The organism is Saccharopolyspora tripterygii, from assembly GCF_054778355.1.
On record NZ_BAAGZP010000040.1, the window covers coordinates 300,430 to 327,199 of the forward strand.

27 protein-coding genes are annotated in these 26,770 nt (G+C 70.0%); 15 read left to right on the forward strand and 12 right to left on the reverse strand.

The window, feature by feature from the left end:
* The first annotated feature begins 1 nt into the window (after position 1).
* The 4 genes from ACYVF3_RS28795 (at position 2) to ACYVF3_RS28810 (ending at position 4,319) form a co-directional block, all read left to right on the forward strand.
* Positions 2-1,003, forward strand: a complete 1,002-nt coding sequence (locus ACYVF3_RS28795; protein ID WP_461157417.1) for an ABC transporter permease — start codon at positions 2-4, stop codon at positions 1,001-1,003.
* 4 nt (positions 1,004-1,007) lie between these two features.
* Positions 1,008-1,769 carry an ATP-binding cassette domain-containing protein gene (locus tag ACYVF3_RS28800; protein ID WP_461157418.1) on the forward strand — a complete coding sequence of 254 codons (762 nt, stop codon included), beginning with the start codon at positions 1,008-1,010 and terminating at the stop codon, positions 1,767-1,769.
* Between the two features lie 89 nt (positions 1,770-1,858).
* Positions 1,859-2,659 (forward strand): SDR family oxidoreductase, encoded by an 801-nt coding sequence (locus tag ACYVF3_RS28805; RefSeq protein WP_461157419.1) that lies wholly within the window; start codon positions 1,859-1,861, stop codon positions 2,657-2,659.
* Between the two features lie 169 nt (positions 2,660-2,828).
* Positions 2,829-4,319 (forward strand): flavin-containing monooxygenase, encoded by a 1,491-nt coding sequence (locus tag ACYVF3_RS28810; protein WP_461157420.1) that lies wholly within the window; start codon positions 2,829-2,831, stop codon positions 4,317-4,319.
* Here the strand turns inward: ACYVF3_RS28810 and ACYVF3_RS28815 are convergent.
* Positions 4,271-5,197 carry an excalibur calcium-binding domain-containing protein gene (locus tag ACYVF3_RS28815; RefSeq protein WP_461157421.1) on the reverse strand — a complete coding sequence of 309 codons (927 nt, stop codon included), beginning with the start codon at positions 5,195-5,197 and terminating at the stop codon, positions 4,271-4,273. The genes ACYVF3_RS28810 and ACYVF3_RS28815 overlap by 49 nt on opposite strands.
* 297 nt (positions 5,198-5,494) lie before the next feature.
* Between ACYVF3_RS28815 and ACYVF3_RS28820 the strand changes: the two genes are divergently transcribed.
* Positions 5,495-6,487: a LacI family DNA-binding transcriptional regulator gene (locus ACYVF3_RS28820; protein ID WP_461157422.1), complete on the forward strand. Its 993-nt coding sequence runs from the start codon at positions 5,495-5,497 to the stop codon at positions 6,485-6,487.
* Positions 6,488-6,560: 73 nt separating this feature from the next.
* Here ACYVF3_RS28820 and ACYVF3_RS28825 read toward each other — a convergent pair whose 3' ends face one another.
* The 4 genes from ACYVF3_RS28825 to ACYVF3_RS28840 are packed head-to-tail and all read right to left on the reverse strand — an operon-like array spanning position 6,561 to position 9,839.
* Positions 6,561-7,286, reverse strand: coding sequence for an HpcH/HpaI aldolase family protein (locus tag ACYVF3_RS28825; RefSeq protein WP_461157423.1), 726 nt, complete (start codon positions 7,284-7,286; stop codon positions 6,561-6,563).
* Complete coding sequence (locus ACYVF3_RS28830) at positions 7,283-8,041, reverse strand: SDR family NAD(P)-dependent oxidoreductase (protein ID WP_461157424.1); 759 nt, start codon at positions 8,039-8,041, stop codon at positions 7,283-7,285. Before ACYVF3_RS28830 ends, ACYVF3_RS28825 begins: the two co-directional genes overlap by 4 nt.
* A complete protein-coding gene (locus ACYVF3_RS28835; protein ID WP_461157425.1) occupies positions 8,038-8,706 on the reverse strand; it encodes an alpha/beta fold hydrolase in 669 nt (222 codons plus the stop codon). Before ACYVF3_RS28835 ends, ACYVF3_RS28830 begins: the two co-directional genes overlap by 4 nt.
* Positions 8,703-9,839 carry a cupin domain-containing protein gene (locus ACYVF3_RS28840; RefSeq protein ID WP_461157426.1) on the reverse strand — a complete coding sequence of 379 codons (1,137 nt, stop codon included), beginning with the start codon at positions 9,837-9,839 and terminating at the stop codon, positions 8,703-8,705. The genes ACYVF3_RS28835 and ACYVF3_RS28840 overlap by 4 nt, the downstream gene beginning before the upstream one ends.
* Before the next feature lie 101 nt (positions 9,840-9,940).
* Here ACYVF3_RS28840 and ACYVF3_RS28845 point away from each other — a divergent pair, with 101 nt between their 5' ends.
* Positions 9,941-10,855, forward strand: coding sequence for a LysR family transcriptional regulator (locus ACYVF3_RS28845; RefSeq protein WP_461157427.1), 915 nt, complete (start codon positions 9,941-9,943; stop codon positions 10,853-10,855).
* Between the two features lie 93 nt (positions 10,856-10,948).
* On the opposite strand, the gene ACYVF3_RS28850 is transcribed toward ACYVF3_RS28845, so the two are convergent.
* Positions 10,949-12,226 (reverse strand): MFS transporter, encoded by a 1,278-nt coding sequence (locus ACYVF3_RS28850; protein WP_461157428.1) that lies wholly within the window; start codon positions 12,224-12,226, stop codon positions 10,949-10,951.
* Positions 12,227-12,551: 325 nt separating this feature from the next.
* Here ACYVF3_RS28850 and hisD point away from each other — a divergent pair, with 325 nt between their 5' ends.
* The 6 genes from hisD to ACYVF3_RS28880 all read left to right on the forward strand — a co-directional run bounded on the left by hisD (position 12,552) and on the right by ACYVF3_RS28880 (position 18,525).
* Positions 12,552-13,883, forward strand: coding sequence for a histidinol dehydrogenase (gene hisD, locus ACYVF3_RS28855; RefSeq protein WP_461157429.1), 1,332 nt, complete (start codon positions 12,552-12,554; stop codon positions 13,881-13,883).
* A complete protein-coding gene (locus ACYVF3_RS28860; RefSeq protein ID WP_461157430.1) occupies positions 13,880-15,040 on the forward strand; it encodes an ester cyclase in 1,161 nt (386 codons plus the stop codon). The genes hisD and ACYVF3_RS28860 overlap by 4 nt, the downstream gene beginning before the upstream one ends.
* A gap of 154 nt (positions 15,041-15,194) precedes the next feature.
* Positions 15,195-15,602: a hypothetical protein gene (locus ACYVF3_RS28865; protein WP_461157431.1), complete on the forward strand. Its 408-nt coding sequence runs from the start codon at positions 15,195-15,197 to the stop codon at positions 15,600-15,602.
* A gap of 42 nt (positions 15,603-15,644) precedes the next feature.
* The gene (locus ACYVF3_RS28870) at positions 15,645-17,045 is read left to right on the forward strand and encodes a glutamate decarboxylase (RefSeq protein ID WP_461157432.1); all 1,401 of its coding nucleotides are present in this window, start codon (positions 15,645-15,647) and stop codon (positions 17,043-17,045) included.
* 103 nt (positions 17,046-17,148) lie between these two features.
* On the forward strand, positions 17,149-17,700 hold the full coding sequence (locus tag ACYVF3_RS28875) for a sigma-70 family RNA polymerase sigma factor (RefSeq protein ID WP_461157433.1): 552 nt from the start codon (positions 17,149-17,151) through the stop codon (positions 17,698-17,700).
* A gap of 138 nt (positions 17,701-17,838) precedes the next feature.
* On the forward strand, positions 17,839-18,525 hold the full coding sequence (locus ACYVF3_RS28880) for a zf-HC2 domain-containing protein (protein ID WP_461157434.1): 687 nt from the start codon (positions 17,839-17,841) through the stop codon (positions 18,523-18,525).
* A 72-nt stretch (positions 18,526-18,597) separates the two neighbouring features.
* Here ACYVF3_RS28880 and ACYVF3_RS28885 read toward each other — a convergent pair whose 3' ends face one another.
* The 3 genes from ACYVF3_RS28885 to ACYVF3_RS28895 are packed head-to-tail and all read right to left on the reverse strand — an operon-like array spanning position 18,598 to position 20,677.
* Entirely contained in the window at positions 18,598-19,440 is an 843-nt protein-coding gene (locus ACYVF3_RS28885) for an SAM-dependent methyltransferase (protein WP_461157435.1), read from the reverse strand.
* A gap of 16 nt (positions 19,441-19,456) precedes the next feature.
* A complete protein-coding gene (locus ACYVF3_RS28890; protein WP_461157436.1) occupies positions 19,457-20,371 on the reverse strand; it encodes a helix-turn-helix domain-containing protein in 915 nt (304 codons plus the stop codon).
* 54 nt (positions 20,372-20,425) lie between these two features.
* Complete coding sequence (locus ACYVF3_RS28895) at positions 20,426-20,677, reverse strand: DUF397 domain-containing protein (RefSeq protein ID WP_461157437.1); 252 nt, start codon at positions 20,675-20,677, stop codon at positions 20,426-20,428.
* Positions 20,678-20,940: 263 nt separating this feature from the next.
* On the opposite strand from ACYVF3_RS28895, the gene ACYVF3_RS28900 reads away from it, so the two are divergent.
* A complete protein-coding gene (locus ACYVF3_RS28900; protein WP_461157438.1) occupies positions 20,941-21,630 on the forward strand; it encodes a GGDEF domain-containing protein in 690 nt (229 codons plus the stop codon).
* A gap of 33 nt (positions 21,631-21,663) precedes the next feature.
* On the opposite strand, the gene ACYVF3_RS28905 is transcribed toward ACYVF3_RS28900, so the two are convergent.
* Positions 21,664-21,885: a zinc finger protein gene (locus tag ACYVF3_RS28905; RefSeq protein WP_461157439.1), complete on the reverse strand. Its 222-nt coding sequence runs from the start codon at positions 21,883-21,885 to the stop codon at positions 21,664-21,666.
* Positions 21,886-22,337: 452 nt separating this feature from the next.
* Here ACYVF3_RS28905 and ACYVF3_RS28910 point away from each other — a divergent pair, with 452 nt between their 5' ends.
* Positions 22,338-22,571 carry a DUF397 domain-containing protein gene (locus ACYVF3_RS28910; protein WP_186459242.1) on the forward strand — a complete coding sequence of 78 codons (234 nt, stop codon included), beginning with the start codon at positions 22,338-22,340 and terminating at the stop codon, positions 22,569-22,571.
* Positions 22,572-22,741: 170 nt separating this feature from the next.
* Complete coding sequence (locus ACYVF3_RS28915) at positions 22,742-23,602, forward strand: helix-turn-helix domain-containing protein (RefSeq protein ID WP_145736725.1); 861 nt, start codon at positions 22,742-22,744, stop codon at positions 23,600-23,602.
* A gap of 258 nt (positions 23,603-23,860) precedes the next feature.
* Here ACYVF3_RS28915 and cysC read toward each other — a convergent pair whose 3' ends face one another.
* Both cysC and cysD read right to left on the reverse strand, forming a co-directional pair.
* Positions 23,861-25,678: an adenylyl-sulfate kinase gene (cysC, locus tag ACYVF3_RS28920; RefSeq protein WP_461157440.1), complete on the reverse strand. Its 1,818-nt coding sequence runs from the start codon at positions 25,676-25,678 to the stop codon at positions 23,861-23,863.
* A 77-nt stretch (positions 25,679-25,755) separates the two neighbouring features.
* Positions 25,756-26,664: a sulfate adenylyltransferase subunit CysD gene (gene cysD, locus ACYVF3_RS28925; RefSeq protein WP_461157441.1), complete on the reverse strand. Its 909-nt coding sequence runs from the start codon at positions 26,662-26,664 to the stop codon at positions 25,756-25,758.
* Positions 26,665-26,770 lie beyond the last annotated feature (106 nt).

Sequence of the window (26,770 nt, forward strand, 5' to 3'; positions counted from 1 at the left end):
CATGACGACTCCGTGGGCTCGGCTGCTCACCCGGCCGGAGCTGGGCGCGGTGATCGGCGCGCTCGGCGTGTTCGCGTTCTTCTCGCTGGTCACCGACGAGTTCCTGTCACCGCTGGGAACGGCGACCTGGCTGGACGACTCGGCGACGCTGGGCATCATGGCCGTCGGAGTGGCGCTGCTGATGATCGGCGGCGAGTTCGACCTCTCCGCGGGCGTCATGACGGCCTCGACCGCGCTGGTCACGGCCATGGTGGCCACCGAGCTGGGGTGGAACGTCTGGGCCGGGCTCGCGCTGTCGCTGGTGTTCGCGCTGGTGGTCGGCGCGTTCAACGGCCTGCTGGTGATGCGCACCGGGTTGCCCAGCTTCATCGTCACCCTCGGCACGTTCTTCGCGTTGCAGGGTCTCAACCTCGGCGTGACGCGGCTGGTCACCGGGACCGTGCAGGTCTCGGGGATCCGCTCGGCACCCGGTTACGAATCGGCGGGGTTCGTCCTCGCCTCCACCGTGGACATCGGCGGCACGTCGTTCCAGATCTCCATCGCCTGGTGGATCGGTGCCGCGCTGGTGGCGTCGTTCCTGCTGCTGCGCACGCGATTCGGCAACTGGATCTTCGCGGTCGGCGGCTCGTCCGCGAGCGCCCGCGCGGTCGGCGTGCCGGTGCTGAGCACCAAGGTCGGGCTGTTCATGACCACCGCGCTGTGCGGGTGGCTGGTGGGCTCGATCAACATCCTGCGGTTCACCACCGTGCAGGCGAACCAGGGCGTGGGACTGGAGTTCCAGTTCATCATCGCCGCGGTGATCGGCGGTTGCCTGCTCACCGGCGGTTTCGGCTCGGCGATCGGGGCTGCGGTCGGCGCGCTGATCTTCGGCATGGTCCGGCAGGGCATCGTGTTCGCGCGCTGGGACAACGACTGGTTCTTCCTGTTCCTCGGCGTGCTGCTGCTCGGAGCGGTGCTGGTCAACAACTCCTTCCGCCGCCGCGCGGAACGGCAACGGAGGTAGGGCGATGACTCCGCTCCTGCAAGCGCGCGGCATCGGCAAGAACTACGGCAGCGTCTCCGCGCTGGAGGACGTCTCGACCGTGGTCAACCGAGGCGAGGTCACCTGCGTGCTGGGCGACAACGGCGCAGGCAAGTCGACGCTGATCAAGGTCCTCGCGGGCGCGCACCAGCACGACGCGGGCGAGCTGCTGCTCGACGGTGCGCCGGTGCGCTTCGGCTCCCCGCGCGACGCGCTGGAGCGGGGCATCGCCACGGTGTTCCAGGACCTGGCGGTGGTTCCGCTGATGAGCGTGTGGCGGAACTTCTTCCTCGGCTCCGAACCCGGCCGGTGGGGGTTGATCGACCGGAAACGGGCACGGGAGACGACCCGCGACGCGCTCGCCGAGATGGGCATCGAGCTGCGCGACGTCGAGCAGCCGGTGGGCACGCTGTCGGGTGGTGAGCGGCAGTGCGTGGCGATCGCCCGCGCGATGCACTTCGGCGCGAAGGTCCTCATCCTCGACGAGCCGACCGCCGCGCTGGGCGTCAAGCAGGCCGGGCTCGTGCTCAAGCACGTGGTCCGGGCCCGCGACCGCGGCCTCGGCGTCGTGCTGATCACCCACAACCCGCACCACGCCTACCCGGTGGGCGACCGGTTCCTGCTCCTCAAACGGGGCCGGAGCCTCGGCAGCCACGAGAAGGCGGACATCACCCTGGACCACCTCACGCACCAGATGGCGGGCGGCGCGGAACTCGAAACCCTCACCCACGAGCTGGAATCCGACTGACCCTGGTCATCTCCGGAGCGACCGGTTAGCCTACCAAGCACTTGCTTGTGGCATGAGCTGCGGCTGCTCGACGAGGTGAGGAGACGGGATTGGCGACGCTGCCGATGTTCCGGCTTGAGGGCCGGGTCGCGTTGGTTTCCGGCGCGGGGCGCGGGATCGGGGCCGCGACGGCGTTGGCGCTGGCGGAGGCCGGCGCCGACGTGGCGGTGCTCTCGCGCACGCCGGATCAGATCGAGGCGGTGGCCCAGCAGATCCGCGATCTGGGGCGGCGCGCCGTGGCCATCCCCACCGACGCCGGGGACGCCGAGGCGGTCTCCGCCGCGGTCGCCCGGGCCGCCGACGAGCTCGGGCGCATCGACGTCGTGGTGAGCGTGACGGGCGGTTCGATGCCCCGCCCGTTCACCCACACCCACGACGAAGCGCTGCGGAAGTCCTTCGAGAACAACGTCGTGCACGGGGTCCGGCTGGTGCGCGAAGCCGTCCCGCACCTGGTGAAGTCGGACGCGGCGAGCGTCGTGATGGTCTCCAGCAGCACCGGGCACCTCGTCGGGCGCGGCTACCTCGCCTACGGTGCCGCCAAGGCCTCGCTCGACCACGCGGTGCGCATGATGGCCGCGGACCTCAACCCGCGCATCCGGGTCAACGCGGTCGCGCCCGGCGCGATCCTCACCGAGGCGCTGGAGGTCGTGGCCGCCGAGCCGCAGATGAAGGCGACCTTGGAGGAGCACACCCCGCTGCGGCGCATCGGCACCCCGGAGGACATCGCGGCGGCGATCCTCTACCTCTCCTCCCCCGCGTCGTCCTACGTCACCGGCCAGGTCCTGGCGGTGGACGGCGGCCTGGTCACCCCCAACATGCCCCTCCCCATCCCCGACGTGGACGCCGAGTAGGGCAGTTTTGGTCTGAACTGACCGGGCAAAACGGACTTCGATCATGGACGGTTCGGACCAAAACTGCCCCCTGCCCCGGCGAACGCCACCCGGCACGCGGTATCCGCGCGGAGTGACTCGGCGGTAGCTTCGGGCTCGGACAGCGTCGTGCCCGCGGGGAGGAGCCGCCGTGCGTGATGACCTGGACGTGCTGATCGTCGGAGCCGGACTCGCCGGGATCGGGGCCGCGCACCAGCTGCAATCGGCGTTCCCCGGCCTCGACTACGCGATCCTCGAATCGCGGGATGCGCTGGGCGGGACGTGGGACCTGTTCCGCTACCCCGGAGTCCGCTCGGACTCCGACATGTTCACCATGGCCTACCGCTTCCGGCCGTGGCCCGGCGCGCAGTCCTTCGCCGGCGGCGAATCGATCCTCGACTACGTGCGCTCCACCGCCGCCGACGGCGGCGTCGACCGGAGGATCCGCTACCGGCACCGGGTCCTCAGCGCCTCCTGGTCCAGCGACGATGCCCGCTGGACCGTGCTCGCCGAGCACGACGGCGAGCAGGTCCGGCTGACCGCGAAGTTCCTGCACCTGTGTCCGGGCTACTACCACTACGAGCAGCCCCACGCGCCCGAGTTCGACGGCGTCGAGCGCTTCACCGGAACCCTCGTGCACCCGCAGCACTGGCCCGACGACCTCGACCACGCGGGCAAGCGGGTCGTGGTGATCGGCAGCGGGGCCACGGCGATCACGCTGGTCCCCGCGATGGCGGAGACCGCCGCGCACGTCACGATGCTGCAGCGCTCCCCCAGCTACGTGATGGCGACGCCGGCGCAGGACCCGCTACTCGCCCGGCTGGGCGGCAGGCTCGGCCGGCGCGCGACCTACGCCCTGGTGCGGTGGAAGAACATCGTGCTCGGTTCGAGCACGTACCGGTTCAGCAGGCTGTTCCCGAAGTGGATGCGCCGCTCCATCCGCAAGTCCACCGCCGAGCGGCTACCAACGGGCTACGACGTCGACACGCACTTCAACCCGCGCTACGACCCGTGGGACCAGCGCATGTGCCTGGCCCCGGACGGCGACATCTTCGACGCGCTGAGCAGTGGGAAGGCCTCGGTCGTCACCGACCACGTCGAGGAGTTCACCGAGACCGGACTGCGCTTGCGCTCCGGGCAGCAGCTCGACGCGGACCTCGTCATCACCGCAACCGGCCTGCGGCTGCGCGCGTTCGGCGGCATCACCTTCACCGTCGACGGACGTGACGTCGCGCCGAGCGAGACGACCGTCTACAAGGGAGCGATGCTCTCCGGGATCCCCAACCTGGCCTTCACCTTCGGCTACACCAACCACAGCTGGACGCTCAAGGCCGACCTGGTGGGCGAGTTCGTGATCCGGCTGCTGCGCGAGATGCGCCGCAACGGCCACGACCTGTGCGTCCCGGTCGCGACGGACCGGGGCACGCTCCCGATGATCGAGAACTTCACCTCGGGCTACGTCCAGCGCGGCATCGACGCCTTCCCGCGCTCGGGCTCGAAGGCCCCGTGGCGGGTCAAGATGGCGTACTTCCACGACCTGCTGGTGCTGCGCCACCTCCCGGTCGCCGACCACCACCTGCGCTTCGGCCGCGCTCATTCGCAGGCGAGACCGTCGCCGTCGCTGTCCATCTCGGACGAATAACCGGTGTCTCCCCTGCGCAGCGGCACCGCACCGGCGGCTTCGGCCTGGCGGCAATCGGCGTAGTCGGCCGGCCGCACCTCGGCCTCCGGCGTCGTCGACGGCGTCCCGGCGCCGCACTGCGGCCCCCACACGCCCAGGCCGGCGGACTTCGCGGTGGCCTCGGCCTGGCCGAGCTCCGATGCGAGACCCTCGCCGAGGAAGGCCTGCGGGTAGAGCCGGGCCGCGCCCTGCTGCAGCGCCAGCGACGAGTAGCCCGCCCCGTCGGGCAGGGTCAGCGCGACCTCGGGGTCGGGGCTGCGCCCGCTGCTCCAGCCGACGCCGAAGGTGACCTGCACGGTCGCCCCGTCGAGGGCCTGCTCGGCGAACGCCCGCGACTCCGAGCTCCAGCACTCCCCCGCAGCAGGCGCCTGGACACCGGCGATGCGCACGACCTGCGGATCCGCGCCCGGGATCTGGAGCCGTACCCGGTCGTCGTCGAGAACGTCCTGCACCAGCGCCTCCTCGTGCAGCGGAGGCGGTGCGACCACCGGTTCCGGTGTGATCACCGACGGTGGCGGCGAGCTCGGTTGCCGCAGCAGCTGCGGACCGGACGGCTGCGCGCGCTGCGCGGGTTCCGCGAGTCCGCCGACCACCATCAGCACCACCACGGCGCCCAGCGCGCAGCCTCCGGCGACCAGCGGGGCCCGCTTCGAACCGCCTTCCCGGTGCCAGTACGCGGCGACGGCGAGGCAGAGCGTCAGCGGCCAGAGCGCGGCCGCGACGAGACCGGCCATCAGCCACGGCCACGCTCGTCCCTGCCTGGCGCGCTGCCGCCAGAGCAGAGCGCTCATCACCACCGTCGCCACCGCTCCGATCAGGTGGACGATCCCGAAGACCATCGAACTCCTCGCTGCGCTCGGGTTGAACGCCCGATCATCCCTCACTCGATCGAGTGACCACCCGCAGGTCGGGAGCAACACCACCCCACTGGAGCAGTCGGAGCTTGGAAGGCGATCCGCAGCTCGGAGGCGGGGGTGGGGTGGGTGTGGGGGTGGGGGGAAGTTTTCATGAAAACTTCCCCCCACCCCCCCACGAATGCGCGCAGCGACGAGACGACGATCTCCTCGCGAATCCCGGACGAGCGCGCAGCGCGTGGGAGTAGCATTCGTATGCAGCACGCCGAGGGGAGGACGACCTTGATCACCAGTCGCGATGTGGCACGTCTGGCGGGTGTTTCGCAGCCGACGGTGTCGCGGGCGCTGCGCGGTGATCAGCGCGTGTCGGCGGCCACCCGCGAACGGGTCCAGCGCGCGGCCGACGCGCTCAGCTACGTGCCGAGCGAGACCGGGCGCAGCCTGTCGACGCGGACGACCAAGCGCATCGGCGTCGTGGTCACCGACCTGACCAACCCGTTCTACCCGCACCTGATCGGCCCGCTGCACGACGAGCTGGAGCAGCACGGCTACCGGATGATGCTGTTCACCGAGCGCTCCGAGACCGCGGTGGCCAGCCAGCGGCTGCTGGACCGATCCATCGACGGCGTCGTGCTGGCGACGGCGACCATCGGTTCCCGGCTGCCCAACGACCTGCAGCAGCGGGAGCTGCCGTTCGTCTTCCTCAACCGCGAGTCCGGCGGGCAACCGGCCGACGCCGCCGTGGTCGACAACGAGCTGGGCGGGCGGCTGGTCGCCCGCGAGCTGGCCGAGCTCGGGCACCGCGACATCGCCCACATCGGCGGCCCGCAGGACACCACCACCGGGCGCGATCGCGAAATGGGTTTCCGCGTGGGGCTTTCCGAAGCCGGCATCGGGCTGGCCGAGGACGCCGTGCGGCGCGGGTCCTTCGACTTCGACACCGGCTACCGGGGTCTCACCGAGCTGCTCGCCGGGCCGACGCGCCCCACGGCGGTGTTCTGCGGAAACGACGTCATCGCCATCGGCGCCTTCAACGCCGCGCGCGCCCAGGGCGTGCGCATTCCCGAAGACCTGACGCTCATCGGTTTCGACGACATCCCGATGGCGGCGTGGGAGGCGTTCGGGCTCACCACCGTCCACTACGACCTGGGCGAACTCGCCCAGGAGGCCGCGCGCCTGCTGGTGCGGCGCATCGACGCCGAGGGCGAGCAGGAACCCCGCCGGACGCTGTTCACCCCGGAACTGGTCCTGCGCACCACCCACGCAGCGCGCTGATCAGCAACGGCGTGCTCCCGCGAGCGTCACGCCGTTGCTGATCCGGACACGGCCCATCCCCTTCGAGCGAGCTTCAGGACGCGAGCGTCCTCAACAGCTGCATGAGGATGTGGGTGAGGTTGTAGAGCACCATCCCCGGCGGGGCCTTCGCGCCCTGCTCGGTGGAGCCCACGATCGTCATCAGCGGTTTCCCGGCCGCCGCCTCGACGACCTGGGCGAGGCGGGCGGCGACGTCCGGGTCCGCCGGGCCGCTGCGTCCCATGGCGACCGAGAGGTCGGCCGGCCCCACCAGGACCGAATCGACTCCCCGGACGGCGAGGACGTCCGCCGCCGCGTCGCATGCCTGCGGGGTCTCCAGCATCGGGATGACCATCGTGCTGCGCTCGGCCTGCGCCAGGTGCTCGGCGATGCTGTTGGTGCCGAACCGGCCCGCGCGGCTGTAGGTGGCGAACCCGCGCTCGCCCAGCGGCGGGTAGTGCGCGGCGGACACCACTGCCCGAGCCTGCTCCGGGGTGTCGACGTGCGGGACGATGACCCCCTGCGCGCCGAGGTCCAGCACGCGCAGCACCAGGGCCGGCTCGTGCTCCCCCACCCGCACCAGCACCGGGAGGTCGTGAGCAGCGGCGATCTGCAGGTGCTGCTGGAGGCTCAGCAGATCCGCGGGACCGTGCTCGCAGTCGATGACCGCGTAGTCGAGCCCCGCCACCGCGGCCATCTCCAGTAGGTTCTCCGACGGCAGCCGCAGCAGGCCGCCGTGCAGCCGCTCGCCTGCCCGCACTCGTTGCTTCAAGGTCGTCATCGCGCCACCATTCCCGCCGACAGGTCGATGTCGGCTCCGCACATCCCGCGCATCTGCAGCATCGCCACCAGCGCCTGCCCCACCTCGTCCTCGGTCACCATGCGCTGCAGCAGGGCCCGCGAGACGAACTCCCGCTCGGCGGCCTCCTCCGTCGTCCCGGTCCGCTCGGCTTCGAGCCGGAAGTTGCGGGCCATGCGCGGCCCGTCCACCGGCCCCGGCGACAGCGAGTTCACCGTCACCCCGTGCGGACCGACCTCGCCCGCGAGCGTCGTGGTCAGCCCGATCACCGCGGTCTTCGACGCGCAGTACGGGGTTCGGCGCAGCAGCGGGCGCTTCCCGGACACCGAGGCGACGTTGACGACGTCACCGCTGCCCCGGTCGACCATCTGCGGCAGGAACGCGCGGCACATCAGGTAGACGCCGCGCACGTTGATGTCGAACACCTCGTCCCACTCGTCGGGTTCGATCTCCAGCAGCGGCTTGACCGGGCCGGCGATCCCGGCGTTGTTGACCAGGACCGAGATCTCCTCGCCCGCCAGCTCCTCGGTCAGCACCGACACCGAGGACGGATCGGAGACGTCGCAGGTCGCCGCGCGCCCGTCGAGACCGTCGAGGGTCTCCTCCAGCACGTCGAGCCTGCGGCCCACGGCGACGACCCGGGCGCCCGCGGCGGACAGAGCTCGGGACATGGCCCGCCCCAACCCGTTTCCCGCGCCGGTGACCAGGGCTGTTCGCCCGGTGAGCGGTGTGGTCATGCTTCTCCTCGTTCCAGTAGTCGCCGGATGAGCGCGCCCACCACGGCGGGTCGTTCCAGCGGCAGCAGGTGCCCCGCTCCGGAGAGCACGTGCAGCCGTCCGCCGGGCGCGTGCTCGGCGATCTCCTCGTGGAAGTCCACCGGGCACAACGCGTCCCGGTCGCCGCACAGCACGCTCACCGGGCCCCCGTACTCCGCGAGGGCGCCGTAGGCCTCGGTGCGGGTGGCCTGCGCGGCGAGCTGGGCGCGGAAGACCTCGGGCCCGATCCGCTCGGCCATGCTCCGGAACCGGTCCTGCAGCGGGCTCGCGGGTTCGGCGAACATCGCGGGCAGGATCTCCTCGACGACCTCGTCGAACTCCCCCATCGCCTGACGCCGCCAGGCCCGGCGCTGCTCCGGCCGGGGCGCCCCGGCGTTGGTGGACAGAGCGCCGAACGCGCGCACCCGCTCCGGGGCCCGGCGCAGCACCTCGAAACCGACGATCGCGCCGAGGCTCAGCCCGATCAAGGTGAACTCACCCTCCACAGCGGACAGGACCTGGTCGGCCATGCCGCCGATGCTGGGCTCGGTGATCGCCGCGTGGACCACCTCGCCCGGCAGCTCCGACAACTCCGAGAACAGGTCGGCGTCGCAGAGCATGCCGGGCACCAGGACGATCGGGCTCACTTGCCGACCGGCCGCGGGATGAGGTGGAACGGTGCCAGGTAGCCGTTGTGGTCGACGCCGACGCCGGCGTCCGCGGCGGCCTTGACGACCTCGTCGTCCCACTCCAGCCGGACCCGGCCGTCACCGCTGTTGATCACCAGCATGCTCGCGGTCTCCCCGGAGACGTTGCGGACGCTGCGCCACGCGCCGGCGGGCACCGAGACCATGTCCCACGGGCCGAGCCGCACGGAGACCTCCTCGTCCCGGTTCAGCGTCACGTCCCACTCGCCGTCGAAGACCATCAACACCTGCGTCTCCGGGTGCCGGTGGGTGAGCATGCCCTCGCCCGGGGCCGCGCGCAGCCAGGAGATGTTGTGGCCGTGCGGGTTGTAGATGCGGGGTTCCTGCACCCGGTCCTCTGTCATGCCGAAGCCGATGACCTGCGCCAGCTCGGCCGCCCCGCCCGGCAGCGCCGACCCGAGCAGCCCCGCCGACGACCACTCCAGGTCGTCGGCGGTGGCGACGCGCTGACGCATCTTCTCCACCGGGTAGGAGTGCAGGCCGCTGATGTCCTCCGGGCTCATCGGCCGCTTGAGCTCGACGTCCTCGGGCTTCTCGTCCCCGGCGACCGTGTCGACGAGCCGGTTATCCTCGGTCAGGAACAGCCCGTGTCCCTCGGCCTTCCGCAGCACGCTCGGACCCCAGATGATGCCGCCGGTGTCGTCATGCCCGAGGCAGGTGAACAGCCAGCCGTCGTCGGGGCCGATGTTGGTGAAACCCCGGTAGATCCAGGTCGGGATGGAGGCGATGTCGCCCTCCCGCAGCACGAGCTCGCCCTCCTGCCCGTCGGCGCCCCAGCGCAGCAGGAACTCGCCCCGGAAGCAGAGGAACACCTCGGCGGTGAAGTGCAGGTGCAGGTTGTTGACGATGCCGTTCGGCATCGCCGCGGCGCCGATGTTGTAGCCGTGGGCCTCGCGCAGGTTCACCACCTGGTTCGCGCTCTGGGTCACCCCCGGCCCGATCATCGAGTAGTTCTCCTTGCGGTCGGAGCCCGGCGTCCGGCAGTCGATGAACGCCTGGTTGCACGAGACGAAGTCCGATCGCCGGATCGTCCGCCGCTCCAGTTCCTGCCGGGTCACCTCGACCTGAGACATCAGCACCTCCGTGTGAATACGTATGTATCGATAAGAACCCTTGCGCCGAGCCATGTCAAGAGCAACCGGGAAACCGTCTACCGGTGACGTAGGGTTCGGCCGTGACCCTCAACCAGCTGCGCGCCTTCCTGCTGGCGCACCGACTCGGCACGTTCACCGCGGTGGCCGGGGAGCTCGACATGGCCCAGCCGTCGGTGTCCGAGCTCGTCCGGCGGCTCGAAGAGGAGCTGGGCGCCGCGCTGTTCGTGCGCGGCAGCCGCAAGCTGACGCTGTCGGAGGCCGGGCGCGAACTGCTGCCCTTCGCCGAACAGGCGTTGACGGCGGTGGACCAGGGCGGATCGGCGGTCCGGGCGCTGAACTCGCTCAGCGGGGGCACGGCCACGTTCGGCCTGCTGCGCAACGCCGACTACTACCTGCTGTCGGACCTCGTGCAGCAGTTCCTCAACCGCTACCCCGACGTGAAAGTCCGCCTGGTGGGCCAGAACTCGGCCGAAACGGCCGCCGCGGTCCGCGACGGCGACCTGGAGGCCGGGCTCGTCGTGCTGCCGATCGACGACGAAGCCCTGTCGGTCACCCCGCTGGCCCGCGACGAGGTCCTCTACGTCAGCCCCTCCGCCGAGCGCACCCTGCAGCCGGTCACCGTGGAAGATCTCACCGCCGCGCCGCTGATCCTCTACGACGCGCGCTACGGCTGGGCCGATCCGACCCGCCGCCAGCTGGCCGACCGCGCACAGCTTGCCGGAGTGGCGCTGGACGCCGCGATCGAGGTCGAGCACGTGGAATCCGCGCTGCGGCTGGCGGCCCAGGGCATCGGCGACACCATCGCCTCCCGCGCCGTGGTCAGCAGCCGCCGCTTCCCGGCCGAGCTGCACACCGCGCCGTTCGCCGAACCGCTCTACGACACGATCGCCCTCATTCACCGCCGCAACCGCACGCTCTCCCCGGCCACCGGCGAACTCGCCCGCCTCGCCCAGGAAGCCCTCCTCGGAGGAGCGACTTCCCGGGTGGACGCGTGAACTCCCGGACCGGACGCGAGCGGTGCGGCCGCGAGACCTGAGAACCGGCCCGCAACCTGCACCGCCGCGCGTTCCGCCACCCGCCGAGCAGGCCTAGGACATCGGCTTTCCCGTGGTCAGGTCGAGCCGGTAGCTCTCCTGCATCCACTTGACGACCACGACCAGGGAGATCACCGCGGCGACCGCGAGGTAGCCCCAGACCGCGTAGATCGTGCCGAAGGTGCTCACCAGCAGCGCCGAGACGAACGGCGTGATGCCGGAGAACAGGGCGAACGAGCTGTTGTACGCGACGCCACCGGCGCTGAACCGGGTCTTGGTCGCGAACAGCTCGGCCACGCAGACCGTCACGATTCCGGTCAGGAAGAACTCCGGGATCACGTAGATGAGCTGCGCGATCACCGCGGTGGTGAACGTGCCCATCTGCGCGAACGCGAAGGCCACCGGGATCAGCACGAGCGCCGAGAGGTACCCGGCGATGAGCATCGGGCGCCGGCCGATGCGGTCCGACAGCGCGCCCGCCAGCGGCAGCAGCGGGATGATCACCGCGACCGAGATGGCGTTGGAACCCAGCGCCTCCGCCCGGGACAGGCCGGCGTTGGACGACAGGAATTCCGGCAGGTACGTGACCCAGGTGTAGGACACGATCGCCAGGGTGATCGACGAGCCGCAGAACACCAGCATCTCGCGCCACTGCGACTTGAACGCCTGGGTGAGCGGCGCCTTGACGACCTCCGCGCCGTCGGCGGTGGCCTTGACGAACTCCGGCGTCTCACCGACGCGCTTGCGCACCCAGAGCCCGACGAGGCTCAGCGGCAGCGCGAGCAGGAACGGGATGCGCCAGCCGTAGCTCTGCAGCGCGGCCTCGTCGAAGACAGCGGCGGTGAGCGCGGAAACGCCTGCGCCGCCGAGGATTCCGACGAACACGCTGATCGAGACGAACGAGGTGTAGTAGGCACGTCGTTTCGGTTCGGCCCATTCCACGACGAACGCGATGGCGCCCACGTACTCGCCGCCGGAGATCAGGGCCTGCACCATCCGCATCGCCAGCAGCAGCAGCGGTGCGAGCATGCCGACCTGCGCGTAGGTGGGCAGCACACCGATCAGCGCGGTGCACAGACCCATCAGCGCGATCGTCCACAGCAGAACGCTCCGGCGGCCGAAGCGGTCGCCCCAGCGCCCGAGGATCATGCCGCCGAGGGGGCGGATGATCGTACCGATGGCCAGGATCGCGTACGTGCTCAGCACGGCGACGACGGGATCCTGGGACGGGAAGAACACCGGCGCCATGACCGGTGCGAGATAACCGTAGATGCCGAAGTCGAACTGCTCGACGAAGTTGCCGATCACGCCGGCCGTGACGGCTCTGCGCATCGGTGTCTTGGACTGTGCCTGCTTTTCGGGCACGGGAGTGGAAGTCGACAAACCTAGCTCCGAGATCCGGGGCGGGCCTCTTCGCCCGCGCATGCCTGTTGCTCGCTGAAGACGAGTCGGCGGATTCGGAAGAGAGTTGCAGCGCCTGAATCGTGTGTCAAGCCCCACATGCATACGGATGAATTCACGATGAGGGAGGGTCAGGCCAGCTCGACACCGGCTGTGCATACGGATTAGCCGATCGTGACGGAATAGGGTTTTCCTATGCTTCGCACAAGGAACTCCTCCCTTGTCCTGTGCTCCGGCCCCGCTTAGCGTTCGCCCCATGCGATTCAGCCCACGACTGCTCGGCGACCTGGCCGGACGGTTCGAACACCTCAAAGCGCCCGCCGCGGACGCACCCGCGGCGCAGCAGGATCCGGCCGTGGCGCAGCGCGTCTCGGAGATGCTCGGCGAGATCGAGCGGAACGGCTTCGACGCGGTGCTGCGCTACGCGCGCGACCTCGACGGCTGGACCAAGCCCGACGTCGAGCTGAGCCCGGACGCCGTCCGGGCAGCGGGCGACGCGCTCGCGCCCGAGCACCGCGCGGCGCTGGAGCTCGGCGCCGAGCGGACCCGCCGCTTCGCCGAGCTGCAGCGTTCCGGGCTCTCCGACGCCGAGATCGAGCTCGCGCCCGGTCTGACCACCGGCTACCGCTACGTGCCCGTGCAGAACGTCGGTGCCTACCTGCCCGCAGGACGCTTCCCGCTGACCGCGGGCGCGTTCATGACCGTGGGCGTGGCCAAGGCCGCCGGGGTGCCGACCGTGGTCGCGTGCCTGCCGCCGGGGCGCAACGGTGAGGCGGACCCGGCGGTGGTGCACGCCGCGCACCTGTCGGGCGTGGACCGGGTGTTCGTGCTGGGTGGCGTGCAGGCGCTGGCCGCGATGTCGTTCGGGCTGCTCGGCGAGGCACCGGTGGACATGATCGTCGGCGCGGGCAACGCCTTCGTCGCCGAGGCCAAGCGGCAGCTGTTCGGCCGGGTGGCCATCGACCTGCTGGCCGGCCCGTCGGAGGTGGCGGTGATCGCCGACGAGACCGCTGACCCGGAGCTGGTCGCGGCCGACCTGCTCGGCCAGGCGGAGCACGGCATCAACTCCCCTGCCGCGCTGGTGACGACGTCCCGGGAGCTGGGCGCGGCGGTCGTCGAAGAAGCGGACAAGCAGCTGTCCGCGCTGTCGACCGCAGAGATCGCGGGCCCGGCCTGGCGGGACTTCGGCTCGGTCACCGTCGCCCAGGACCGCGAGACGGCCGTGGCGCTGATGGACGACCTGGCTCCCGAGCACCTGGAGATCCAGACGGCCGACGACGACTACTACCACGACTCGCTGCGCAACTACGGCTCGATCTTCCTGGGAACGTGGAGCACGGTCGCCTACTCCGACAAGGGGATGGCGGGCACCAACCACGTGCTGCCCACTGCGGGCGGCGCCCGGCACAGCGCGGGCCTGTCGGTGTCGCGGTTCCTGAAACCGCTCACCTACCAACGCGTTTCGCGCGAGTCCACTCCGCTGCTGGCCGAAGCGGTGGAGACGATTTCCGAGTACGAAGGCATGGCGGCGCACCAGGCCACAGCAACGCTGCGGCTGGAGCGCCTCCGGGAAGGCGGCGAGGCATGACCGAGATTTCCGAACAGCCCGCGGGTTCGCCCGGCGGCACGATGGAGTCCGGCAAGCGCACGATGCCGAGCGACTTCAGCATCGCCGTGCGTCCCGGCGCGGGCGCCACGTTGGGCGCGGCGAACTACGGCGGCGAGCGCCGCCAGTCGATGGAGGGGTTCGAGGACGCCTACACCGACATCGTCGACTACATCGTCCGGATCACCCACCGCATCTGGGAAGACCAGGACATCGGCTACATCTACGACACCTACGCCCCGGGCTGCCGCCTCTACGACGACAGCGGCGTGAAGTTCGGGGTGGAGCGGCTGATCGACGGCACGACCCAGAGCATCAACGCCTTCCCGGACTGCCGCCACTACGCCGACGACGTGATCTGGGCCGGCAGCGACACCGAGGGCTTCGTGACCTCGCACCGGGCCATCAACCTCGGCAGCCACACCGGCCCGTGGCGCTGGGGCCCGCCGACCGGCCGCAGGCTGGAGACCTGGGTGATGGCCAACTGCGTGGTGTGGCAGAACGAGATCTACGAGGAGTGGGTCCTCTACAACACCGCGGCCAAGCTGCAGCAGCTCGGCATCAACGTCGCCGAGGCGGCGCGCACCTACGCCCGCGAAGGCGGTCTGACCCCGGTCACCGAGCGCCCCTCCTCGGAGGCTCTGCGGCTGGTCGGCGGGCGCAAGCCGATCGCGCTCCCAGAACCGGACAACCAGGCCGGTTTCGACGTGGAGGGGTCGGTGCGGGCGTTGTGGCACAACGTCTTCAACCGGCGCGACCTGAGCGCGATCGACCGCTTCTACGCCGAGAACGTCCGCTGGCACGGCACCACCAACCGAACCGGGTACGGGCGCTCGGACGTGCGCGCGATGGCCCGCGGCCTGCTGGCGACCTTCCCGGACCTGGGCGTGCAGGTCGACGAGGTCTACTGGATGGGCAACGACACCGACGGGTACAGCATCTCGGCGCGCTGGTCGGGCGTCGGAACCCACCGGGGATTCGGCCTCTACGGCAAGCCCACCGGCAAGCGAGCTCATCTCTGGGGCATGTCGCAGCTCTACGTGATGAACGGCCGCATCGTCGAGGAGTGGTCGCTGTTCAACGAGTTCGACGTGATCGCTCAGCTGGTCGCGGAGGACGGCGGGCCCGAACTGGGCTGACCTGGTACGGCTCGGGTGTCCGCGGCTGCGGGCACCCGAGCGCGGGGTCCACGTCCTGGCGAACTCCGGTGCTGGCAGACTCGACGAGCTAGACATTACCAACAGGTAATGGCACATTCGAGGTTGCACGCACGGCCGCGAGGAGGCAGTGGACGTGAGCGGTTCCGAGGTCGACGCCCTGCTCGACGAGCTCCGCAGGCACGGCTGGGAGACCTACGTGTTCGGGCGGCGCGACAACCCGCACGCGGTCGGCATGGCCTACCGCTGGGAGGCCTGCGCCGACGTCCTGATCCTGCACGCGGAGGACGACGCCACCGCCTACCGGATGCCGCTGCTGCCCGACGCCGACCTGTTCGCCCCGGAAACGGTGTCCTGGCACTACCACGCCACGGCCGCGTGGACGATCCGCGCCGTGCTCGCCCTCCCCCGCCCCGGCGCCCCCGGCGCACCGCTGGCGATGCTGACCCCGCCACCGGACTGCGGCGTCCCCGCGCAGCTGCGGCGCACGATGACGATCCGGCCGAACCCGAACGCCGGTCGGCAACGCCGCGTCACCACCTGATCGAGCGCTGCCGCGGCCCGCATCTCGGGGCAACCTGAGCTGGTGCCGCTGACGCATCCGGACAACACGCCGCGCCCGAGCCGCGACGAGATCGCGGTGAACCCGATCTTCGCGCGCGAGCCCGCGCACGTGCCCGCCTTCGACTTCCCCAGCGCGGGAACCGATCCCGAGGTCGCCTACCAGGTCGTGCACGACGAGCTGATGCTCGACGGCAACGCGCGGCTGAACCTCGCGACCTTCGTGACGACCTGGATGGAACCGCAGGCCGCGCAGCTCATGGCGGAGTGCTTCGACAAGAACATGATCGACAAGGACGAGTACCCGCGCACGGCGGCCCTGGAGGACCGGTGCGTGCGGATGCTCGCCGGGCTCTGGCACGCGCCCGATCCGCACGACGTCATCGGCTGCTCCACCACCGGCTCGTCCGAAGCGTGCATGCTCGCGGGCCTCGCGCTCAAGCGCCGCTGGAGCGGACCCGGCAAGCCCAACATCGTGCTCGGCGCCAACGTGCAGATCTGCTGGGAGAAGTTCGCGAACTTCTTCGAGGTCGAGCCGCGCTACGTGCCGATGGAGGGCGACCGCTACGTGCTGTCGGCCGACGAGGCGCTGAAGCGGGTCGACGAGAACACCATCGGCGTCGTGACGATCATGGGATCGACCTTCGACGGCTCCTACGAGCCCGTGGCCGAGGTGTGCCGCGCGCTCGACGACCTCGCCGCTCGCGGTGGCCCGGACGTGCCGGTGCACGTCGACGGGGCGTCCGGGGCGATGATCGCGCCGTTCCTGGACCCAGAGCTGGTGTGGGACTTCCGGCTGCCCAGGGTGGCCTCGATCAACACCTCCGGGCACAAGTACGGGCTGGTCTACCCGGGAGTCGGCTGGGTCGTGTGGCGCGCCTCCGACGCGCTGCCGGAGGACCTGGTGTTCCGGGTGAACTACCTCGGCGGGGAGATGCCGACCTTCGCGCTGAACTTCTCCCGGCCGGGCGCGCAGGTGGTCGCGCAGTTCTTCACCTTCCTCCGGCTGGGGTTCGAGGGATTCCGCCGGGTCGCGCAGGAGTGCCGCGACGTGGCGACTCGGCTGGCAGGTGAGATCACTGCGCTCGGACCGTTCGAGCTGATCAGCGACGGCAGCCACATCCCCGCCTTCGCGTTCGCGCTGCGCGAGGAGGTGGAGGGGTATTCCGTCTTCGACGTGTCGGAGGCGTTGCGCGCCTGCGGGTGGCAGGTGCCCGCCTACACGTTCCCGGCGAACCGGACAGATCTGGCGGTGCTGCGCATCGTGGTGCGCAACGGGTTCAGCCACGACCTGGCGGACCTGCTGCTCGACGACCTGCGCAGGGCCCTGCCGCGGCTCAGCGCCCAGACCGCGCCCGCCCGCGGGCGCGAATCCGCGAGCTTCGCCCACGGCGCCCGTTCCCGCACATCGCAGCGCGACCGGTGAAAATTCCCGGACACCGGGAAAGCGCAGCGCTGAGCGGTGCGAGCCGTCCGCTCAGCCGATCAGCTGATCAACCGCCTCACCGGGCCGACTAACCTGCCTGGTTATGAGTCGTTCCGAGGACGCCAACGCGCGGCTGACCGAGCTGGCGCTGCACGCGCGTCGCGGTGACCCGCACGCGATGGAGTCCTTCATCCGGGAGAGCCAGCACGACGTGTGGCGCTTCGTCGCGCACCTCTCCGGGCCGCACCTCGCCGACGACCTCACCCAGGAGACGTTCCTGCGCGCGTTCCGCAGCGTCCGCCGGTTCAACGCGCGCTCCTCGGCGCGCACCTGGCTGCTGACCATCGCCCGACGCGTGGTGGTCGACCAGATCCGCTACGAGCGCTCCCGGCCGCGGACGACTCACACCACTCCCGCCGCCGAGCCGGCCTCACCGGACACCGGGTTCGAGAACATCGTCGAGCTCAACCTGCTGCTGCAGGACCTCGACCCGGAGCGCCGGGAAGCGCTGATCCTCACCCAGGTCCTCGGCCTGCCCTACGCCGAAGCCGCCCACGTCACGGGCTGCCCGGTGGGCACCATCCGCTCCCGGGTGGCCAGAGCCCGAGACCAGCTCCTCACCACCCACTCCCACACCGACGAGGAAACCGGCTGACCCCCTCACCTCGGCAGGTCCCAGTTTTAGTCCAAACTGAGCCGACATTTCGGACATGATCATGGCTCGGTTTGGACTAAAACTGGGATCGGGTGACCCGGTGGGAACTTCCGGAGGGCTCGGCGCGACAGTAGTGACGTGGAGTGTTCTGCTTGTCGGGAGTCCTTGTCGGCCCGGCTGGACGGCGAAGAACCGTCGGCGGCCGAGGCCGAGGTGCAGCAGCATTTCGCCGAGTGCGGCGCCTGCGCGGATTGGGAGCGTCGCGCCGTCGCGCTGAGCCGGGAACTGCGGGTGCGGGCCGTGCCGACCACGCCCGATCTGAGCGCCGCGGTGATGCGGGCGCTGCCTGCTCCCGCTGTCCGGCGCTGGCCGCGGGTGCTGCTCGGGCTGGTCGCCGCCCTGCAGATCGGCTTGGGCGTGCTGCAGCTGCTGGGCACCGGCGGCCACGAGGCGATGGCCGGGCACCTCTTCCACGAGAGCACCGCCTGGAACCTGGCGCTGGGCGCGGGCTTCGGCTGGGCGGCCTGGCGGGTGCGGGCGGGCGCCGGGATGCTGCCCGTGCTGAGCGCGTTCCTCGCCGTGCTGACCGTCGTCAGCGTCCAGGACCTCATCTCGGGAGTGGTCACGGCCGGCCGACTCGTCTCGCACCTGCCGCTGGTCGCGGCGCTGGTGCTGCTGCTGGTGGTGCGGCACGACCACCGCGACAGCGAGCCCGGACCGGGGCACGGCGTCCGGCCGGACGAGGACGCCGTCACCACCGACGACCCCGACGAGCCCGCACCGCCGCGCGAACTGGGTCCCACCGCCTACCGCGAGGCGAGCTGACCCTCCCGCCACCCGACAGGGCGGGGAATATTCGAATCGCGCCTGCGCGTCGCAGCGTTGCCGCTCGACTGCCTAGTTCTTGCGGCCCATCGCGGCCCAGTAGTAGGCGCTGTGCGGGTCGGCCAGGTGTTCCGGGTGGAGCCTGGTGAGCTCGGCGGGCTCCGGGTCCGGTCGCCACGCCAGCACCGGCGCGACTCCGGGCTCGACCAGTTCCAGGCCGTCGAAGAGCGCCGCGACCTCGTCCCGGCCGCGGGGCTGGAAGGGGATGCCGGACTGCTCGGCCGAGGCCACCACACCGGCCATCGCCTCGGGATCGAAGTCGGCGGTGGGGTGGGTGATCGTGAGGTAGCTGCCGGCGGGAACGGCCTTCATCAGCTTGTCGAGCACCTGCCGCACCTCGCCGGTCTCCCGGAAGTACATCAGCACCGCCACCAGCATCACCGCGGTCGGCTGCGTCAGGTCCAGGGTTTCGGCCACCGCCGGGTCGGACAGGATCGAGTCCGGGTCGTGCAGGTCGGCGAAGACGAACCGGGTCGCCCCCTCCTCGGTGCTGGTCATCAGCGCGCGGGCGTGCGCGAGGACGATCGGGTCGTTGTCGACGTAGACCACCCGACTGGCCGGTTCCGCGCGCTGGGCGACCTCGTGCACGTTGCCGCTGGTGGGGATTCCGGTGCCGATGTCCAGGAACTGCCGGATGCCGCACTCCCGCACCAGGTGCCGAACCGCGCGCCCGACGAAGGCCCGGTTCGCCCGCGCCATGGTCTTGATGGTCGGGATGTGCTCGGCGATGGCGTCGCCCAGCGCCCGGTCGGCCTCGAAGTTGTCCTTGCCGCCCAACCAGTAGTCGTAGACCCGCGCCTCGTGCGCGACGGTGGTGTCGATCTCGACCGGAAGCCGGCCGGCCTGCTCGCTCATCCGCGTCCTCTTCGGTTCAGTACTCCTGCATCAGCGCGCGCAGCAGCTGCGGGGTTTCCTCCGGAGTCGCCGCCTGCACGCTGAGCATGTTCATCACGGCCTGGTACTGGTCAAGGTCGTTGCGCTTGTCCAGGTACAGCGCGCTGGTCAGCTGCTCCAGGTAGACCACGTCGGGCAGGTCGGACTCCGGGAAGCGCACGATGGTGAACGGCCCACCCGCGGCAGCGTGCCCACCGACGCTGTAGGGCAGCAGCTGCACCGTCACGTTGGGCAGCTCGGCGATCCGGATCAGGTGCTCGATCTGCCCGCGCATGATCCGCTCACCGCCGATCGGGCGCCGCAACGCCGCCTCGTCGATGACCGCCCACAACGTCGGCGGTTCCTGGCGGGTGAGGATGTCCTGGCGGCGGGTGCGCAGCGCGACGCGGCGATCGACCTCGCTCGCCGGTTCCTGCCCGTGCCCGAGCAGGATGACCGCGCGCGCGTAGTCGGGTGTCTGCAGCAGGCCCGGCACGAACTGCGCCTCGTAGGTGCGGATGATCTCGGCCGCCTGCTCCAGGCCCAAGTAGGTCTCGAACCACGCCGGCAGCAGGTCGCCGTACTGGTGCCACCAGCCGGGTTCGTTGGCCTGCTTGGCCAGCGACAGGAACGCAGCGCGCTCCTCCGGGCTGTCCACTCCGTAGAGGGTGAGCAGGTCGTTGAGATCCCGCTCCCGGAAGCTGACCCGCCCCAGTTCGAGTCTGCTGATCTTCGCGTGGGACCCGCGGATGGCGTCACCGGCGGCCTCGCGGCTGATCCCGCGCTCTTCCCGCAGACGGCGGAGCTGACCGCCGAGCGCGATGCGCAGCACGGTGGGGCCGGCGGTGGACCCACCCTGCTGCCCGCCGCGCTGAGAGCTGGGCCTGCCTTGTCTCTCCGGCTCGATGCTCATCGTGTCGATACCCCCATCGGGAGCAATGCGGCGTCCGATCGCCGCCAAAGCCAGTCAGCAGATTAGATCATCGAAGTCGCCTTCTTTAACCCCTTCGAGAAAAGCGGCAATTTCCTCACGTGTGTAGACCAGCACCGGCCCTTCGACGAAGCGGGAGTTGCGCACGGCGATCCGGCCGCGCTCCAGCTCGGCGACCTCGACGCAGTTCCCGCTCGGATTGCTGTGCGCGCTCTTCCGCCAACGCAGGTCGGACCGCCAGCTCAGGTCAGCCCACCGCGGCCCTCCCGGCACCACGGAGTCCGGCATGGATGCCTCCAACATTCGGGCGAAATCGCGTCCGTGCTTGCAAGTGTTCTTGCAAACGTTCTTGCATCTGCAAGGCCCGTCCGGGACAGTAGCAGCAGCAGGTCGATCGTCGATCTTGATCCGACAGCGGGAATCCGGTGTCCGGCAAACGGACTCCGGAACGCGCGGGAGGAGGCCGAGGGCATGATCCGCTCGTCGCGGCGACGCATCGCTCGCCGCGCGCATCCGACTCGCCCGGCTTCGACTCAGGTTCGGGTTGTGCGATGAGCGGGCTGGTCGCGGTCTGCGCGTTATGCGCCTGCGCGGTTCTCGCCGCGGGCCTGCTGGATTCCCGCATCAAGCGCCGAAAGCTCGAGCAGCAGCTCGCCGTCGCCGATCGCGCGGCGCACACCGATCCGCTCACCGGCCTGTCCAACCGCGCGGGCTTGAACCGAGCGCTGGACCACCAGCGGGCCACCGCTCGACCCGGCGATCACGTCGCGATGATCCTGCTCGACCTCGACGGACTCAAGCAGACCAACGACATGTACGGCCACGAGTTCGGCGACAGCGTTCTGGTCGCGGTGGCGCTGCGGATCCACGAAAAAGCCGGGCACGCGGCGTGCGCGGCCCGGCTGGGTGGGGATGAGTTCGTGGTTCTGCTCGGCGCCGAGGGCTATGCCACCGGGGACGCCGAGTCGCTGGCCGACGATCTGTGCGCCGACATCGCCTCCGCCGAGGTCATGGCGGAGATGCCGATCCGCTGCACGGCCAGCGCGGGGGTCGCGGTGCTGCCTGCGCACCGGATGCACCAGCTGATCACCGCCGCGGACAAGGCCATGTACCGAGCCAAGTCCTCGCGCGCCGGAGCTCTCCGGTACCAGCCTCTTGCGGACGTCTCGGACCGGATCCCGCGCAACCGCGCGGCGCTGGTGGCCTTGGAAGGCGGGGCTTCGAAGGAAGCCCAGGGCTGACGGGCTCGCACCTCAGGGCGAGCCGGATTCTCCTCAGACGGGCGCTGTCTGCCGGACGCCGCCGACCATGCGGTGCGCTTCGGCGTTGCAGGCCGGGCACGTGGTCCAGAGCCAGGCCATCTCTCCCACCTCGGCGTGCATGTCCTGCTCGCAGAGCGTCGTGATCGTGCTGCCTGCCGGGTAACCCCCGGACGGCCGGGGATCGGTGCTCGCGTGACGCTCCCCGAGGGCCGGAACCCAGTGGAACGGATGCATCCGCACTCTCCTTCGCTGCCGTTGTCCCGCTAGCGCTGTCTCACGTCGTGCCTGATCAGGACCCGGATCGCTGGCCGGGGCGCAATCCGGATAATCAGGCGGTCAGATCGATTCCAGTCCCACGATGTTGGCCGTCGCCGCCAGGCACTGACAGCAGGGCGAGGCCCCGTCGGATGGAATATTCCTAATCATCTCATGCCGGAGGACGAGTCCGCACGCAGCACGTGTGGTGTCGGCCTGTCGGCCCACTCCCGAAACGGCGTGCGCCTGCGGGAGCGTCACCCGAGAGGCGGTATGCACGACCCAGATCTGCTCCAGGTTGGAGCCCTCCGCCTTCACCCTCGGGGTGTGCCCCGCCAAGCTGAGTGGCATGATCCCTCCCGTGATCGTCTACGATTAATCGTAAGCATATTCGAGCGATGGAGTCGAGAGCTCCGGAAGGGATCACAGCGATGCGTCACCCGGAACCGAACGAGAACCCGGTCTTCAGCGCCACCGGCTGGGGTTCGGCGTCCGCCTGCGGGCCCAACGGGGGGAACTGCGTCGAGGTGAACTTAACCGCCCCAGGACGTGTCGCCGTGCGTGACAGCAAGCGGCTCACCGGTGACGTCCTGCTCGATTTCGACACGGCGAGCTGGAGCCGATTTCTGACCGGGATGCGCTCCGGGATCTTCGACGTCGGCTAGATCGCCGCAGCTCACGAGGCCTATGTGGATTAATCGGACCCACGCCGGATCACCGCCCGCGACCCGTTTGCCACGCCACCACGTCCGAGTGCATTACAGTGTTGTTCTTGACAGACGCGTTTGCGCTCGTCAGACGTGGTGACGGCAAGAGCACACGAAGCGGAGATCTGGTGCCGAGCACGGTAACCTCGCGGCGCAGGCAACTCGGGAACGAGATTCGCCGCGCGCGGCAGGCCGCGGGCATGACCCAGCAGGACGTCGCCGAGCTGCTCGGATGCAGCCAGGGCAAGATCAACAAGGTCGAGTCGGGCACGGTCGCGGTCAAGAAGGCCGAGCTGCAGAAGATGCTGGAGTCGTTCAACTCCGGCAAAGCGGAGGCCGAGCTGATGCTCGAGCTGGCGCAGTCCAGCTCCGGGCAGCGCGGCCAGTGGGCCGGCTACCGCTCCGCCGTCCCGCAGTGGTTCCGCACGTTCACCGACCTCGAACCCGCCGCGACGGAGATCCTCAGCTGGCACGGCGAGCGAATCCCGGGGCCGCTGCAGTCCGAGCACTACATGCTCACCCAGTTCTCCGAGGACCGCGCCACCGACGTGACCGCGCTCGTGCGCAACAGGCTGGACCGCAGGCGGGTCTTCGACCTCCCGCGCCCGCCCTACTACCGATTCGTGCTCAGCGAAGCCGCTTTCCACCGGATGCCGGGCGGACCGAACCCGTCGGTCGCGCTGGACCAGGTGGAGCACCTGCTGGACCTGCAGACCCGGTACCCCAAGGCCTACGTGCACATCCTGCCGTTCGACGTGCGGCTGCCCTACGTGCCCAACGACTTCACCATCATGCGCTTCGCCGACGGCACCAAGGACTTCGTGTTCGTCGAACACGTCGCGGGCGGGCTGTACCTGGACGACGAGGACGACTTCAACCTGTTCAACGACGCCTGGGACCGGCTGCGCGGAGCCGCTCTGGAGCGTCACGACACCGTGGCCCACCTGCAGGAACTGGCCAAGAAGTACAAGTCCCAGATCGACTTCTGATTAATCGTGAAAGCACACGATCGGGTTTAGGGATCCTTGCAGAATCACTTTGCTTGGCGGTGCGGGTAGCGGAACCTCACACGCCGTCTGGACTCCGTGCGCCACTCCTGATGTCTTCCGCTTACCCAGGGGTGGACATCGGCGTCGCGGCGTACTCGCCAGACGACGTGTGAGAAATCCCCACAGGGGAAGGCCACAGCGGTGCGGGCTGAGTCCCACACCTGAGGCAACGGCTCCGCCGCAATCAGAAACGACTCCTCAATCCAGCATGTCGACGATCATCGAGGCCATCACGCCCGGATCGCCGGTCTCCGGCCGCAGCACCAGGTCCGGGTCCTCCGGGGTCTCGTAGGCGTCGTCCACGCCGGTGAAGCCGGTGATCTCGCCCGCGCGCGCCCGTGCGTAGAGCCCCTTGGGGTCTCGCGCCTCGCACACCTCGATCGGGGTGTCGACGAAGATCTCCACGAAGGTGAGCCCGGCTTCCTCGTGCGCCCGCCGCGCTCGTTCGCGGTCGACGCGGTACGGGCTGATCAGCGACACGATCGACACCACTCCGGAGTCGGCGAACAACCGCGCGACCTCGCCCACCCGGCGCACGTTCTCGGTGCGGTCCTGCGCGCTGAAGCCCAGGTCGGCGTTGAGCCCGTGGCGCAGGTTGTCGCCGTCGAGCAGGTAGGCGGGCTTGCCCGCGGCGACCAGCCGTCGTTCCAGCTCGACGGCCACGCTCGACTTGCCCGAGCCGGACAGCCCGGTGAGCCAGATCGTGGCGCCGCGGGTGCGGCGCTGCTCGCGGCGAACCGCGGTGGAGACCCAGGTGACGTTCGACTCGGCGACGTCGGGGCCGGTGATCATGCCTGCGGCGACGGTGTTGTTGGTGTTCTCGTCGACGAGGATGAAGCTGCCGGTGGTCCGGTTGCGCCGGTAGGCGTCGAACAGCAGCGGCTGCTGGGTGCGCAACCGGATCCGGCCGATCTCGTTGAGCGACAACGACTTCGCGCCCGTGTCGCGGTGCAGGGTGTTGACATCGAGCCGGTAGTCCAGCTGCCGCACCCGGGCGCGCGTGCCGCGCGAGGTGTGCTGGAGGGCGTAGCGCCCGCCGGGTTCCAGCGCGGACTGCTCGGTGAGCCAGCAGACGATGGCGTCGACGTCCTGACCGGCGTGCGGCCGGTTCTGCGGACGGCAGATCATGTCGCCGCGCGAGACGTCGAGGTCGTCGGTGAGCCGCACGGTCACAGCCTGCGGGGTGAAGGCCTCCTCGACCGGTTCCCCGCCCGGCCCCCGGATCTCCTGGATACCGCTGGTGAAGCCAGAGGGCAGGACCACGACGTCGTCGCCGGGCTTGAGCACGCCGCCCGCGACGGTCCCCGCGTATCCCCGGAAGTCGCCGTCCCGGATGACGTACTGCACGGGCAGCCGCACGTCGATGAGGTTGCGGTCCGACGCCACGTGGACCTCTTCGAGGTGGTGCAGCAGCGAAGTCCCCTCGTACCAGGGCATGTTCTCGCTGCGGTGCACGATGTTGTCGCCGCGCAGCGCCGAGACGGGGATGAAGGTCAGGTCGGGCGCGTCGAGCTTCATCGCGAAGGAGGCGAACTCCGCGCGGATCTCCTCGAACCGCTCCTGCGAGTAGTCCACCAAGTCCATCTTGTTGACGCACAGCACCAGGTGCGGAATGCCCAGCAGGCTGGCCAGGAAGGCGTGCCTGCGGGACTGCTCCAGCACGCCCTTGCGCGCGTCGATGAGCACCAGCGCGAGGTCCGCGGTGGAGGCGCCGGTGACCATGTTGCGGGTGTACTGGATGTGCCCGGGGGTGTCGGCGATGATGAACTTCCGCCGGGGCGTGGCGAAGTAGCGGTGCGCGACGTCGATGGTGATCCCCTGCTCGCGCTCGGCCCGCAGGCCGTCGGTGAGCAGAGCCAGGTCCGGCCCGGTCTCACCCCGATCACCGCCGGCCCGCTCCAAGGCCTCCAGCTGATCGCTGAGGATCGTCTTGGAGTCGTAGAGCAGCCGCCCGATCAGCGTGGACTTGCCGTCGTCGACGCTGCCCGCAGTGGCCACCCGCAGAAGCTGCCCCATCGAAGCTCCTTGGAAGAGAGGTAGTTTCAGGACGCGGTGGCACCAGCCACCGCTTCAGTGAAGGGACGCCGGAGGATTCAGAAGTAGCCTTCCTTCTTCCTGTCCTCCATGCCCGCTTCCGAAACCCGGTCGTCGGCCCGGGTGGCACCGCGCTCGGTGACGCGGGCCGCCGCGACCTCGGCGACGACGTCCTCGGCGGAGCGCGCCGCGGAGGGCACGCAGCCGGTGCACGTGGTGTCCCCGACGGTCCGGAACCGGACGGTCGCCTGGTAGGGCTCCTCGTCCTCCCCCGGCGTCAGGTGGGGGTTGGTGGCCAGCAGCATCCCGTCGCGCTCGAAGACGGTGCGCTGGTGCGCGTAGTAGAGGGACGGGAGCTCGATGTCCTCGTCGAGGATGTACTGCCAGATGTCGAGCTCGGTCCAGTCCGAGAGCGGGAAGACGCGGATGTGCTCGCCCTTGCGGTGCCTGCCGTTGTAGAGGTGCCACAGCTCGGGCCGCTGGTGGCGCGGGTCCCACTGGCCGAATTCGTCGCGGAAGCTGAACACCCGCTCCTTGGCGCGCGCCTTCTCCTCGTCGCGGCGGGCTCCGCCGAAGACCGCGTCGAACCGGTGCTCGTCGATGCTGCGCAGCAGTGTCGTGGTCTGCAGCCGGTTGCGGCCCGCTCCGGGCCGCTCGACGGACCGGCCGGCGTCGATGTCGTCCTGCACGCTGCCGACCAGCAGTCGCAGGCCCAACCGCTGCGCGGTGCGGTCGCGGAAGTCCATGACCTCGTCGAAGTTGTGCCCGGTGTCGATGTGCAGTACCGGGAACGGAAGCGGGGCCGGCCAGAACGCCTTGACCGCGATGTGCAGCATCACGGCGGAGTCCTTGCCGCCGGAGAACAGCAGGGCCGGCCGCTCGAAGGACGCGGCGACCTCGCGGAACACGTGCACCGTCTCGGCTTCCAGGCCGCGCAGATGGGTCAGTTCGTAGGTCGCGGTCACCATCGACCCGCCCTTTCATCGAAACCTGACTAGAACTAGTTTCACAGAAAAGTAGAACAAGTTCTTGCGCTCGGTCAAGCTGGGCGGAAAGCTGGGCCCCACCCTCGGA